The organism is Flammeovirga aprica JL-4 (genome assembly GCF_012844305.1).
Taxonomy (GTDB): domain Bacteria; phylum Bacteroidota; class Bacteroidia; order Cytophagales; family Flammeovirgaceae; genus Flammeovirga; species Flammeovirga aprica.
The window spans coordinates 80,181-93,078 of sequence record NZ_JABANE010000025.1 but is presented as its reverse complement, the minus strand read 5'-3'; the positions used below and the strand labels follow the sequence as shown (position 1 = coordinate 93,078).

Sequence of the window (12,898 nt, the reverse complement as noted above, 5' to 3'; positions counted from 1 at the left end):
CAAAAACACTCACCAAAAAGAATAAATATCCTGATTTTAGTGAGTGCTAGAGTCTATTTACCAAGACTCCCTAATTAAGGCAAAGCTGAAGGAGTTTATCTTATTAGTATCCAAATCTACAGAAGCACCCAATGAACTGGATTTTCTTTCAGCCATATTTAAACCTACTGAAGTAGCTTTTAAAAAAGTGATCCAACAAAACCTTTTTACCAATTTATCTGTGGATGAATTGGCTTCTCTTACCCAAATGAGCACTTCTTCTTTTAAAAGAAAGTTTAAAGAGGTGTTTGAAGAAAGTCCAAAAAAATACATCAATACTAAGAAAATCGAGAAAGCAGTAGAATTACTTCAGAATACAAATGATCGAGTATCTGATGTAGCCTATGATGTGGGGTACGATTCTTTGGCTACATTTAACCGAAATTTTACGGATTTAGTGGGGAAATCACCCTCTGATTTCCGTCTGGACCAAAATGAGAAATCTTTGAACTAAAACGATCAAACACTCCCTGAATTTTCATCGACTTTTGTTTTACACAATTACAAACAGAAGTTATGAAACAATCAAAAACAATCAAGAGTTATCTCGTACTCTCAGGACTATTACTTTCATTTATAGGGGTTTCGTCATTGGTAATGCCCGTGGAAATGAAAGCCACAGGAGGAATAGACCTTTCTGGTGGAAATGTAAATGCACTCAACGAAGCCAGAGCATATAGCGCTCTCCTTTTCGCTCTTGGATTAACGACAATCACAGGAGCATTCAATTCAAAGTTATCTTATCTCTCGACTTTAATTCCAACTGTGGTTTTCTTATCCATTGGTTCAGGAAGACTAATCAGTATACTTTCTGATGGAATGCCTGTAGAGAGCGTCATCAAAGCGACTGTATTAGAATTCATATTAGGTTTTGTAGGCTTTTATCTCTTCCAAAAGAAAAAAGTGGAAGCCAATCAACCCTCTTTTTCATCATCAATCTAATTCACCCCAAAATATACAATCATGAATAAAGTAATAATGATCACAGGTGCCAATGCAGGTATCGGTAAAGAAACAGCACGTCAATTAGGTAAAATCAATACTACTGAGAAAATATATTTGGCTTGTAGAAATTTAGAAAAGGCAAAAGTTGCTCAAAAAGAATTGGAGGAATTGACAGGAAGAAAGGTTTTTGAAATTATCATAATGGATGTTTCTCAAGCTGATTCAGTGAAAAAGGCAATTGCAAAGCTAGACACACCTGTTGATGCTTTAATTATGAATGCAGGTGGATTGGGAGGAAAAACTCCTGAAAAAGCAACTCAAGATGGAGTGACTACTATTACCGCTTCCAATTTATTAGGACACGTTGTTTTAGTCGATGAATTGATCAAAAATGATAAGTTGAAAAATATTGCATTGTATGCGAGTTCAGAAGTGGCAAGAGGAGTGAAGAAAATGGGAATGGAGCAGTACCAACTGAAAAAAGCTAGTGTAGATGAATTTACCTCCCTTTTTGATGGTTCCGCTTTCGGTAGCAAGTTCGACCCTGTACTAGCATATTCAGGAGTAAAATTGAGCGGTACATTATGGATGTCATCAATGGCTAGAAAGTACCCGAATATCAAATTTATCAGTGTAAGCCCTGGAGGTACAAGAGGAACAGACGGATTTAATGATATGCCTTTCTTGCAAAGAATTATGTATAAATATGTAGGAATGCCGATCATCATGCCACTTTTAGGTCTTTCACATAGTCTAGAAAGTGGAGCCAAACGATTTGTGCAAAGTATTAATAACGAAAAATTAGAGAGTGGCGTTTTTTACGCAAGTAAGAAGAATGTATTGACAGGACCTTTAGTAGATCAGAGTCCTTATTACAATGGTTTTAGTAATCCTGTATATCAGGATAATGCCAATGAAGCAATACATCGATTTATCAATTAAATATTATAAGTATTTACTTAATTTTAAGGTGGTGAAGTTTTTCATCACCTTTTTTGTTTCAAATCTAAATTAACAACCAAACTACAAATGAACTTAATCGTTTTTGATATTGATGGCACGCTGACTGATACCGTCAAAATACATATAGGAGCCTTTAGAAAAGCATTAAAAATACTTGGTGTAAAAGAAGAAGGATTCAACTTTAAAACCTATAAACATCACACGGATTCTTATATTTCAAAAGTGATTTATGAAGAGCACGTACTAAAGCCTTTTGATGCTGAAGTACAAGCACAGTTTGCGAACATTCTCTTCTCAGAAATAAATAAACATAAAATCGAAGAAATTAAAGGAGCTTCCCAATTAATACAAAACCTCCAGAAAAATGAGAATTATGGTATTTGTTATGCCACGGGGTCATTGCTTGAGCCAGCGAAACTAAAATTAGAAGCGATTGGAGCATCATATGATCCTTCACAATTAGTACCTTCTAATGACATTTATGAAAGAGAAAATATAGTGTCAAAAGCGATAGAAAATGCAAAAGAATTTTACAAAGTAGAGCAGTTTGATAAAATCTATTCCATAGGTGATGGATTATGGGATTTGAAGACAGCCCAAAATTTAGGTTTAGAATTCATAGGAATAGGAGAGGAGAATGAAGCAATCATGCGTGAAAATGGTATGCAGACATTCCATAAAGATTTAACCACGTTCACCCCGTAGGGGCGGTCCTATGTGACCGCCCGCCGAACCACATCACGTTATTTTAGCTAATAATCATTGACATAATCGTCGAACACAACAAGAATCACAAGAATTATTATCCACAAAAAAACGGCTTGAAAACTTAATTTCAAGCCGTTTTAGTAAGCAAAAATCAATTAAAGAAATTACTTCAATTTGATCTTACGCATACGAATATTCTCAGGAGTAACCTCTACTAATTCGTCTTCTCTGATGTATTCCATACATTCTTCTAAAGAGAATTGACGCTTAGGAGCAATCTTAGAGTTGTCATCAGAACCTGCAGCACGCATGTTCGTTAATTTCTTACCCTTGATAATGTTTACTCTTAAATCCATTGGTCTGTTGAATTCACCAATTACTTGACCTTCATAGATTTCCTCAGTAGGATCAACGAAGAATACACCTCTATCCTGAAGCTTATCTAAAGAGTAAGCAGTAGGAGTACCAGTTTGATCAGAGATGATTGCACCGTTAGTCTTAGAAGTCATTTCACCTTTGAAAGGAGCATATTCTTTGAAACGGTGAGTCATGATTGCTTCACCAGCAGTTGCCGTTAAGATGTTGTTTCTTAAACCGATGATACCACGTGAAGGAATTTGGAATTCTAAGTGTTGCATGTCACCTTTTGGCTCCATGATCAACAATTCACCCTTACGTTGAGTAGCTAATTCGATTGCCTTACCAGAAACTTCCTCAGGAACGTCAATTACTAATGTTTCAATTGGCTCGTGCTTCACACCGTCAATCTCTTTGTATAAAACTTGAGGCTGACCTACTTGAAGTTCGTAACCCTCACGACGCATTGTTTCAATCAATACGGCTAAGTGAAGAATACCACGACCATAAACAATAAATCTATCTTCAGAATCTGTAGCTTCAATTCTTAAAGCTAAGTTCTTTTCAGTTTCCTTATATAAACGATCACGTAAGTGACGAGAAGTAACAAACTTACCTTCTTTACCGAAGAAAGGAGAGTTGTTAATCATGAACAACATACTCATTGTAGGCTCTTCGATAGCCATACGAGGAAGTGGCTCAGGATTTTCTACAGTTGTGATTGTATCACCGATTTCGAAGTCATCGATACCAACAATTGCACAAAGGTCACCAGCGTGTACTTCTTCTACTTTCTTACGGCCTAAACCTTCGAAAGTCTGAAGTTCTTTGATATGTACTTTCTTGATTGTACCGTCAGCTTTTGCTAAACCTACAAAAGATCTCTCTTTTAAAGTACCTCTAGTTAAACGACCGATAGCGATACGTCCAACGAAGTTAGAGAAGTCTAATGAAGTGATTTGTAACTGAGGGTCACCTTCTGGAGATGGAGCTTCTGGTACAAGATCAATGATACCGTCTAATAATGGAACGATTGAATCTGTTTCATTTTTCCAGTCATCACTCATCCAGCCATTTTTAGAAGAACCGTAGAAAGTTGGGAATTCTAATTGCTCTTCAGTAGCGTCAAGGTTGAAGAACAAGTCAAATACTTGGTCATGAACTTCGTCAGGACGACAGTTTGGCTTGTCAACTTTGTTGATTACTACGATTGGCTTTAAACCTAATGAAAGTGCTTTACCTAATACAAAACGAGTTTGAGGCATTGGTCCTTCAAAGGCATCAACTAATAGTAATACACTATCAGCCATTTTTAATACACGTTCTACCTCACCACCAAAGTCGGCGTGACCAGGAGTGTCAATGATGTTTACCTTTACTCCCTTGTATTCGATAGCAACATTTTTAGAAAGGATGGTGATTCCTCTTTCACGCTCTAAGTCGTTGTTATCAAGGATCAACTCACCTGTTTCTTGATTTTCGCGGAACAATTGAGCCGCGTGTAGCATTTTATCTACTAATGTGGTCTTGCCATGATCGACGTGGGCGATGATAGCGATATTACGGATACTACTCATGATAATTTTTTATGAACGTGCAAAGATAATAGAACTATTAAACTATTATAACTTTCTTTTCATCTATTTAGAATCAATTCATATTTATTTCTAATGAATTGTAATTCATACCATTATATGTTTACAGAGAATTAACAATAAAAGTTTGCGAAATCGGTTGCGGAAATAGACCTTTGTATTAATAGTTGAAAACAATAACAATTAGAGATTGTTATCATGTACATTACCCTTATTTCTTAACTAAGAATAACCTAATAAAAATTATGTCAACAGAAACCAAGTATTCAAAATTCCTGATCGGATTATGCCTTAACAGCGGAGATTCTTTACAATGCATTGCCAAAAACTTTGGAATCCACGCCAATAGAGAAGAAATCAACAATTTTGTATCCATGCTAGAAATGGATGGCCTTGTGTCTAAAATTGAAAGATCTACAAAAGAAACTTTTGCTTATTTATCTCAAAAAGGTAATGATAGAGCAATGAGTTTAATCAATGGAGATGCTTAATTAAGAAGCATTCAATTTATAAGGAAGTAAGCTGTGGTCTTTTCGGAGGTCACAGCTTTTTTTTGCGGTTTTCCGGTATATTTAGCTTTTTTTCTTTGGTTTGAATTAACGCTTATTTAAAGGTTCTTAAAAATAAAAGATCTCCATTAAATATCGTTAAACAATGTATCTTAATGTTATGCAACCCGTAGAAGTACTATAACCAATAACAAACACAACTGTTAAACCTTAACCCTAAATAAGTTATGTCAAGTGAAATTAAATTCTCGAAACTATTAGTCGGTATTTGTCTCAATAGTGGAAATTCTTTAGGTGAAGTCGCACGTAACCTAGGAATATCCGTTACAAATGCAGAGTCAGAAGCATTACTCAGCATGATGGAAAATCAAGGTTTTATTGATCATCCAGAAATATCAAACAAACGTGCTTGTCCTCATTTAACATCAAAAGGAGAAGAACAAGCAAAATCATTAATGGATTCAAGTTTCTAACATTGAACTGAAAAGATACATAGACAGCACATAAAAAAATGGGCAGATCAAATTGAAAGATTGATCTGCCCATTTTATTTATTTTAAAACTGACTTATTGAATAAACTCAGCGTTGCCTTCATTATAAATCAATAAGCCATCGCCAAATAGCTGAGTGGATTGGATAAAGTCTTCAGTGATTATTTCACCTTTGGCATTGGTCACTTTACCAACATTTTTGATTTCAAAAGTGAAAGAACCATCATTGTGCTTTTTCACGTTATAGAACGAAATGTTGTTCAATGGCTGACTGTCTAAGCCTATCATTCTCCACTGCCCATCTTTTATTTTTTCAAAACCATGATCTTCAGTTACATCACCCGTAAGAGAAACTACTTTTCTATGTCTGCCATATTTATTTTCATAAATCTCTTTTTCCGATTTGGTAAACAATTTAGTAACCTTTACTTCATTGATTGTTCTTTTCAAAAGCCACTGTTCTCCCGTTTTTACAAACGCAATCCCTGCTGAATTAAAGGCTGTTACTTCGTCAAAATCCATATCATAAAGGTGAATGCCATTGATTGAAAGGTGTTTTTCATAACCAATCCCTTTTACAATAATATGGTTTTCATTGACCTCTTTGATATTTTCAGTACTTGAAATACTGCCCTGAATTTTTCCTTCTTTATTAATAATGGAAGTTTGATTGACTACAGCGATAGTATTATTGAAGTTGGAAGCTTTGCTGTATTGAATAGGAATAATGACCTTATTATTTTGATCGATATATCCCCATTTGTTTTTCATGCAAACTGCTGCCAACCCATCAGCAAATGACTGAGCATTATTATAGGTGGCCGGAATGATCCATTTTCCTTTCTTATCAATAAAACCATATTTACGGTCTTTGGCTGATTTACCCTCTTTTTGAGCTACGGCAATTCCGTCACTGAAAGGTAAGATTTTTTTAAAGCTAGGTTTGATGATCACTTTTCCTTTATGATCTACTACACCTTGCAGTTTTGATTTCCCTTTTTTTGAGACGATTGCATAATCCTCTCCAATATGATGATAAGTATAGTCTTCATTTTGTTGAATCGATGCAGAGTTTTCAGTTTTATGTTCAATCACTTCATTACTCCATTGCCCGTTGTTTAACAGAGTGTACATTAAGGTGGTATCTTGAATTAACTGAGAATATTTTGAAGATAAAGGCAACGCTTTCGAATAAGAAAAGTTGACGGTTGTATCTCCAGCTTGATTGATCATACCCCATTCTTTGTCCGGTACTTGACCTACAAACAGTTGTTCATTGACTTGAAATAACTTTGGATAGACAAAAGGAGATACTTTTTTACCTTCAAAATCAATAAGGCCTTTTTTACCATTCAGTTGTGCAATTGCTACACCATTACTGTCATTCCAAATTTTCTCATAGTTGTCACTGATGGAAGTAAACTCAAATGGCAATACTTCTTTTCCATTGGAATCAACAAATGAAGTTAAACCTTCTTTATCGGTAACCTTAGCAATACCTTTATGAATAGTCCAGACTTCGGTGAAGTTTCCAGTAGAAATAAAATTAGCATCTAACACCACTTCCCCTAAATAATTCACAAAGCCATGAAGCTTATTCTTATTGATAATCGCTAAACCTTCTTGTTTATCCCATGCTCTTTGGAAACCAATAACAGAAGTATAAACTGGAGGAATAATCACTTTTCCATCCTCTTTAATAAAACCTTGATATTTATACCCTCTAATTGTCTTTCGGTCTACAGGATCATAAATCGGTTTTCTTTCCATCTTCGCAATTCCATTATTGAAAGCGTGTATTTTAGAAACCTTTACTTTAGGTGTAAAAGCCCATTCGTAAGATCTTAAATACCTTCCCCAAGCACCATTTAATTTTACATTCGCTCCTTTATCATCCAATTGGATTTCTTGGTATTTACATTCCAATACTGCTTTACCTGAAGTATTAACCACACCCCATTTTCCAGAAATACCTGATCCTTGTTTTACTCTGAACCATCCTTTCTCACAAAGTGAAATACCATCATAAGAGATAGGAATCACTATTTTTCCTTGGGTATTGATGGCTCCAAATTTGCCATTCTTTTTTACAATAGAATAGCCTTCTTTAAAATCAGATGCTAATGTATAGATTGGAGGAATAACACTTTCGCCATTAGTATCAATAAATCCATAGCTGTTGTTATTATTAGAGTGATAAAAAGCAAAACCCTCGTAAAAGTTGCCAATATCTCTCATACTGTAATTCATTCCGTCGGCCTCTATTACCCTCTTTACATCTCCCTCTTTATTAATCAAACAATCCCAAAGTGTGTCAACAGAAATACGAGCCCAGTTACTTTCTCCAAAATCAGCAAAAACAATATCTTTAAAAGAGTCACTGAACAGTATTTTTCCTTCTTGGTGATCAATTAAATAGTACTTCAGTGTACCGTCTTTTTCTTCTCTTCTTGCGATCGTTAAGTTATTGTTCTCGTTTTGCTGAACATAGAAAAAATTTCTTCCATCCAATAGTTCTTTCCCATTAGGAGCAACCAAATAATGATCACCCATAATTTCCAACCATTGAGGAGCAGTGGCACCACTTTTACTGAAATCTTTCTTTAAATAATTAAAATAAAATCGCTTTTGGAATGCTGTAAAATCAGCTTGTTTGTTGAAATCTTTCTTGTTTTTCAAACTTCCATCTTCGTTGATGAGAATAAAAGAAACAAGGGGTGTATTAGGGTATGTAGCCAAAAGCTGTTTGTTAGCTACTGCTTTAATGTCTTTATATTCTATTGGTAGAGGCTCTTGCCCTTTTAGATCTATTATCCCTTTTTTATCACCATTTTGAACGACAAAGACAGGGTTGTCTTCAAGAAGATTGATTTTATCATAGATCGGTTTGCAAATCACCTCTCCATCTTTTTTTATGATACCTTCTTTTCTTTTCAAAGTGACTTTCAAATACATCCCGAAAGGAGAAATATGGTCGTAATATTCAGTAGTGAGCTTTGCATTTTGTTTATCGACTAATGTGGCTCCTTTTTCATTCCAAACCACATAAAGTTGATCACTTACGACCTCCACTCTGTTGTAATCACAAGGCAATAAGGTATTTCCTGATAAATCAACAACTCCAATTTTATAAGCTTGTCCTATCTTAAAAACCTTATGTTCTTCCACAGGAGTGATGAACTGATAAGGATAAGTGGTGTCAGAATTTCCTTGAAAGCCCCATTTGCCGTTTTTAGCAACAGGTACAAGGTGCTGTGAAAAGCAGAATAGGGGAGATAAAAGTAAGATAAAAGTTAATGTTCTCATCTAGGATTGATAGTGATTGTTTGAATGAAAATAGTCGAAAGTCATGCCAAATCATAATGTTTTTGAGAGTGGGTAAATACTTTTTCAATAATAATGCAGAAACAAAAAAGGAGATGCTATATGTAAATAACATCTCCCTTATATTTTGATCAAAGTAATGCTTAAGCGATTACCTTGAAATGTGTTTTCACTTTGTCCACTTTTTCAAGTAATTCCTCTTTGTCATCCGCAATAATAGTAATATGTCCCATCTTACGTTCTGGCTTTGTGAATTTCTTTTCATAAAGGTGGATGTATACTCCAGGAATGGCTAAAATTTCTTCAACCCCTTCATATTTCGCTTCACCAGTATAACCTTTTTCACCTAAAACATTGACCATAGCAGAAGCACATCTTCTACTAGTGTCACCTAAAGGAAGGTCTAGGATAGCTCTGATATGTTGGTCGAACTGAGAAGTAACATTGCCTTCAATAGTCTGATGACCACTGTTATGCGTTCTTGGAGCAATTTCGTTTACAATCACGTTACCTTCTTTGTCTACAAAGAATTCGATGGCCAATAAACCAACATAATCTAGTTTTTCAAGAAGATCATAAGCAATGATTTTAGCACGTTCTTCCACATCAGAAGGGATGCTTGCTGGTGAAAGTAAGTAATCCACTAAATTGCTTTCATGATAAACGATTTCCACAGCTGGGAAAGTAGTGATATCACCACTAGGGTTTCTAGCAGCGATGATTGAAATTTCCTTATCAATATCCACCATTTTCTCTAAAACTGAAGGAGCATCAAAACCTTTTTCAAAATCAGCTTTTGATTTCATGACTTGAACACCACGTCCGTCATATCCACCTTTGCCCACTTTCATCACTGCAGGAAGAAAATCTTCATACTCTTCCAGCTCGTCTTTAGAGTCTAATAAAACAAATGGAGAAGTTGGAATACCATTATCAAGATAAAATTGTTTCTGTACCCTTTTATCTTGAATCATCTGTATGTGATGAGGTCTTGGGTACACAACAATTCCTTGTCTTTCAATATCAATTAATGCTTGGGCGTTTACGTTTTCCATTTCTATGGTTAAAACATCAACGTCTTTGCCGAATTCTACAACAGTGAAATATTCATTAATTGAGCCTTCAACAAATTGGTGTGCCATTGCCTTACATGGGGCATTGGGATCAGGATCTAAGGTTTTCACTTGAATATTTAAATTCATAGCGGACTGTATCATCATACGGCCTAATTGCCCACCTCCTAAAACACCTATCTTTTTCATGGTATAATTGAAATGATTGTAGCATACATTAAAGTATGCTGTTATGATTGAGAAATTTACTTTTTAGAGCAGAATTACACCTTATATATAAGGAATAATTCTGCTTTATAATTTCAGGAGAGATTATAAGTCAAACCCGATATCTTTTCTGAAGTATTTTTGATCAAACTTCACTGTTTCCGCTGCCGCAAAAGATTTCTGAAGTGCTTCGTTCATATCTTTTCCTTTAGCAGTCATAGCAATGACTCTACCGCCACTTGTAATCACCTCACCCAATTCACTGAAAGTTGTTCCAGCATGGAAAGGAATTACATCTTGCACCTGATCAATTTCTGTGATTTTCTTACCTTTTTGGTAAGCTTCAGGGTAACCACCAGAAACAAGCATTACTGTAGAAGCAAAATCTTCATCGATTTCGATTTTAGCCTCATCAAGTCTACCTTGTGCCGCTAAATCAAGTACTTCTAATAAGTCGCTTTTTACTCTAGGAATAACCACTTCTGTTTCAGGGTCGCCCATTCTTGCATTGTATTCAATAACATAAGGCTTGCCGTCTACTTTGATTAGACCAAAGAAAATAAATCCTACGTAATCGATACCGTCTTTTGTCAAACCTTCAATAGTTGGTTTAACGATCGTTTTATCGATTTCTTCCATAAATGCTTCATCTGCAAAAGGAACAGGAGAAACCGCTCCCATACCACCAGTATTAAGACCAGTGTCACCTTCGCCGATTCTCTTATAATCTTTCGCTTCAGGAAGAGTTACATAGTTCTTACCATCTGTTATTACAAAAACAGAAAGTTCGATACCGTCAAGGAATTGCTCTACAAGCACTGATTTACTTGCTTCGCCAAATTGACCGCTCAACATTTCTTTTAATGAAGCTTTAGCCTCTTCTAAAGAGTTGATGATCAATACACCTTTACCAGCCGCAAGACCGTCCGCTTTTAAAACGTAAGGAGGTTTTTGCATTTCAAGGAAAGCAAAACCACTGTCAAGCGTTTCAAGTGTAAATGTTTTAGACGCACCCGCTGGGATATTGTGGCGCATCATGAACTTTTTAGAGTAGTCTTTACTACCTTCCAAAAGAGCCCCTGCTTTTTTAGGACCAATTACCTTAACATGAGAAAGGCTTTCATTCTCTGCAAAATAATCAGCTACACCCTCTACAAGTGGTGCCTCAGGACCAACAATCAACATGTCGATACCTTCTTCTTGAACAAATTGTCCAAGTTTTTTAAAATCAGTAGCTGAAATACTGATATTTTGTGCAACTTCTGCAGTTCCAGCATTACCTGGAGCGGCATATAGCTTTGTTAGCTTGTCGCTTTGGGAGATCTTCCACGCTAATGTGTGTTCTCTACCCCCAGAGCCAAGAATGAGTACTTTCATTTCCCTGATTCTTGAAGTTTTAGTATACTGTATAACTAGTAAACAGATATAATTATCAGAAACTAATTATGTCTGTATACATTGACGAAAAAAAATATAACGCGAATATGCTAAAAAAAATACCCTATACCATACTATTTGTATTGTTTTTCAGTACAGTATTGTTGTGAAAGCGGTAAATTAATGTTGAAATTGAAAATGAATGCTCTAACACTTATAAAAATATGAAAGCAACACTGATTAGAAATACTTACTCCAAATTCCAGACTCTTGGCAAAATGACGATTGTTGATGATGAAGGTAATGTGGTTTTTGAGTGTGACACTCTTGAATTACCATGGAAAGAAAATAGAAACTGGATTTCTTGTATACCTGAAGGAGAATATAAGGCTGTATTCAGAGATTTTGGTAACTACGCCAATAGATCTTTCCATGTTCAAACTCCAGACGGAAAGGAAGTGCCCGGAAGGACAAGTATATTAATACATTCCGGTAATTTCTTCACAGATACTAAAGGCTGTATTCTTGTAGGTGAAAATTATGCTGATATAGCATTGAAAACCAAAAGAAGAACGATTGAAAAAGATGGTATCCTTGATATATTAAATTCAAGAAATACCATGAATAAAATATTGGAGTTAGGTCCTTCTTTTAAACTTGATGTCACATCATTAGAGAATATAGATGTGAAAGCAGTACCTGAGGAAGAAGAAAATGAAATTGAATTAAGTCCGTTGAAAGTAGGAGATACAGCAACGGTAAATGTAAAATCTAGTCTGAATTTAAGGGATAAGCCTTCGAGTAAAGGAAACGTCATTGATCAATTATCTAATAACCAAAGAGTAATACTATTAGAAGATCATGATGAATGGATGAAAATTAAAGTAGAGACCATTGAAGGGTGGGTGTCTTCTGATTTTATACAGGAAAAGGAAGATAAGCTTTTTGTAAAAACGAAAGGAAGTAATCTTAATATAAGGAAAACACCTGAGATAGGAGATAATAAGGTAACTCCTAAGGGAATAAAGAATGGGACTGAAATTGAGGAGCTTGAGAAGGCTGGAAAATGGATGAAAGTCAGCGTTGTAGGGAAGGAAGGATTTGTTTTTCAAGATTACCTTCAAAAGTAGTATTGAATAGGTTAGAAATAGTATTTTTTAAAGAAATGTAAATAAGTTTAAATGAATATTTGTATAAGTGTAAAAAATAAACTTATTTAGTATTGTAATCAAAGAGAAACATTGTTTAGAACATAATAAAGCGTAAGCTTTTATAAAATATTCGATTAGTTGGAAGTTTGTTTGTTAGT

The 12,898-nt window shown here is 35.2% G+C and carries 11 protein-coding genes; 7 read left to right on the top strand and 4 right to left on the bottom strand.

The window, feature by feature from the left end:
* Window positions 1-43 precede the first annotated feature (43 nt).
* The 4 genes from HHU12_RS35310 to HHU12_RS11460 all read left to right on the top strand — a co-directional run bounded on the left by HHU12_RS35310 (window position 44) and on the right by HHU12_RS11460 (window position 2,652).
* Entirely contained in the window at window positions 44-493 is a 450-nt protein-coding gene (locus HHU12_RS35310) for a helix-turn-helix domain-containing protein (RefSeq protein ID WP_169656882.1), read from the top strand.
* Window positions 494-555: 62 nt separating this feature from the next.
* Window positions 556-981, top strand: coding sequence for a DUF4345 domain-containing protein (locus HHU12_RS11470; protein ID WP_169656881.1), 426 nt, complete (start codon window positions 556-558; stop codon window positions 979-981).
* A gap of 21 nt (window positions 982-1,002) precedes the next feature.
* A complete protein-coding gene (locus HHU12_RS11465; RefSeq protein WP_169656880.1) occupies window positions 1,003-1,926 on the top strand; it encodes an SDR family NAD(P)-dependent oxidoreductase in 924 nt (307 codons plus the stop codon).
* An 87-nt stretch (window positions 1,927-2,013) separates the two neighbouring features.
* Window positions 2,014-2,652, top strand: a complete 639-nt coding sequence (locus HHU12_RS11460; RefSeq protein ID WP_169656879.1) for an HAD family hydrolase — start codon at window positions 2,014-2,016, stop codon at window positions 2,650-2,652.
* 167 nt (window positions 2,653-2,819) lie between these two features.
* On the opposite strand, the gene typA is transcribed toward HHU12_RS11460, so the two are convergent.
* On the bottom strand, window positions 2,820-4,589 hold the full coding sequence (gene typA, locus HHU12_RS11455; protein WP_044205366.1) for a translational GTPase TypA: 1,770 nt from the start codon (window positions 4,587-4,589) through the stop codon (window positions 2,820-2,822).
* 263 nt (window positions 4,590-4,852) lie between these two features.
* Here typA and HHU12_RS11450 point away from each other — a divergent pair, with 263 nt between their 5' ends.
* Together HHU12_RS11450 and HHU12_RS11445 are read left to right on the top strand one after the other, a co-directional pair.
* Window positions 4,853-5,098, top strand: a complete 246-nt coding sequence (locus HHU12_RS11450) for a hypothetical protein (protein WP_169656878.1) — start codon at window positions 4,853-4,855, stop codon at window positions 5,096-5,098.
* Between the two features lie 245 nt (window positions 5,099-5,343).
* Window positions 5,344-5,589 carry a hypothetical protein gene (locus tag HHU12_RS11445; protein ID WP_169656877.1) on the top strand — a complete coding sequence of 82 codons (246 nt, stop codon included), beginning with the start codon at window positions 5,344-5,346 and terminating at the stop codon, window positions 5,587-5,589.
* 94 nt (window positions 5,590-5,683) lie between these two features.
* Here HHU12_RS11445 and HHU12_RS11440 read toward each other — a convergent pair whose 3' ends face one another.
* From HHU12_RS11440 to purD, 3 genes are all read right to left on the bottom strand, one after another.
* Window positions 5,684-8,914: a WG repeat-containing protein gene (locus HHU12_RS11440; protein ID WP_169656876.1), complete on the bottom strand. Its 3,231-nt coding sequence runs from the start codon at window positions 8,912-8,914 to the stop codon at window positions 5,684-5,686.
* A 161-nt stretch (window positions 8,915-9,075) separates the two neighbouring features.
* Entirely contained in the window at window positions 9,076-10,194 is a 1,119-nt protein-coding gene (locus HHU12_RS11435) for a 5-(carboxyamino)imidazole ribonucleotide synthase (RefSeq protein WP_169656875.1), read from the bottom strand.
* Window positions 10,195-10,317: 123 nt separating this feature from the next.
* Complete coding sequence (gene purD, locus HHU12_RS11430; RefSeq protein WP_169656874.1) at window positions 10,318-11,589, bottom strand: phosphoribosylamine--glycine ligase; 1,272 nt, start codon at window positions 11,587-11,589, stop codon at window positions 10,318-10,320.
* A gap of 224 nt (window positions 11,590-11,813) precedes the next feature.
* Here purD and HHU12_RS11425 point away from each other — a divergent pair, with 224 nt between their 5' ends.
* Complete coding sequence (locus HHU12_RS11425) at window positions 11,814-12,719, top strand: DUF5675 family protein (RefSeq protein WP_169656873.1); 906 nt, start codon at window positions 11,814-11,816, stop codon at window positions 12,717-12,719.
* Window positions 12,720-12,898: the final 179 nt, after the last annotated feature.

What these genes read in the sequence shown, in the direction of transcription:
- HHU12_RS11470 (WP_169656881.1), top strand. Translation starts at nt 556, where the DNA reads ATGAAACAATCAAAAACAATCAAGAGTTATCTCGTACTCTCAGGACTA.
- HHU12_RS11465 (WP_169656880.1), top strand. Translation starts at nt 1,003, where the DNA reads ATGAATAAAGTAATAATGATCACAGGTGCCAATGCAGGTATCGGTAAA.
- HHU12_RS11460 (WP_169656879.1), top strand. Translation starts at nt 2,014, where the DNA reads ATGAACTTAATCGTTTTTGATATTGATGGCACGCTGACTGATACCGTC.
- typA (WP_044205366.1), bottom strand. Translation starts at nt 4,589, where the DNA reads ATGAGTAGTATCCGTAATATCGCTATCATCGCCCACGTCGATCATGGC.
- HHU12_RS11450 (WP_169656878.1), top strand. Translation starts at nt 4,853, where the DNA reads ATGTCAACAGAAACCAAGTATTCAAAATTCCTGATCGGATTATGCCTT.
- HHU12_RS11445 (WP_169656877.1), top strand. Translation starts at nt 5,344, where the DNA reads ATGTCAAGTGAAATTAAATTCTCGAAACTATTAGTCGGTATTTGTCTC.
- HHU12_RS11440 (WP_169656876.1), bottom strand. Translation starts at nt 8,914, where the DNA reads ATGAGAACATTAACTTTTATCTTACTTTTATCTCCCCTATTCTGCTTT.
- HHU12_RS11435 (WP_169656875.1), bottom strand. Translation starts at nt 10,194, where the DNA reads ATGAAAAAGATAGGTGTTTTAGGAGGTGGGCAATTAGGCCGTATGATG.
- purD (WP_169656874.1), bottom strand. Translation starts at nt 11,589, where the DNA reads ATGAAAGTACTCATTCTTGGCTCTGGGGGTAGAGAACACACATTAGCG.
- HHU12_RS11425 (WP_169656873.1), top strand. Translation starts at nt 11,814, where the DNA reads ATGAAAGCAACACTGATTAGAAATACTTACTCCAAATTCCAGACTCTT.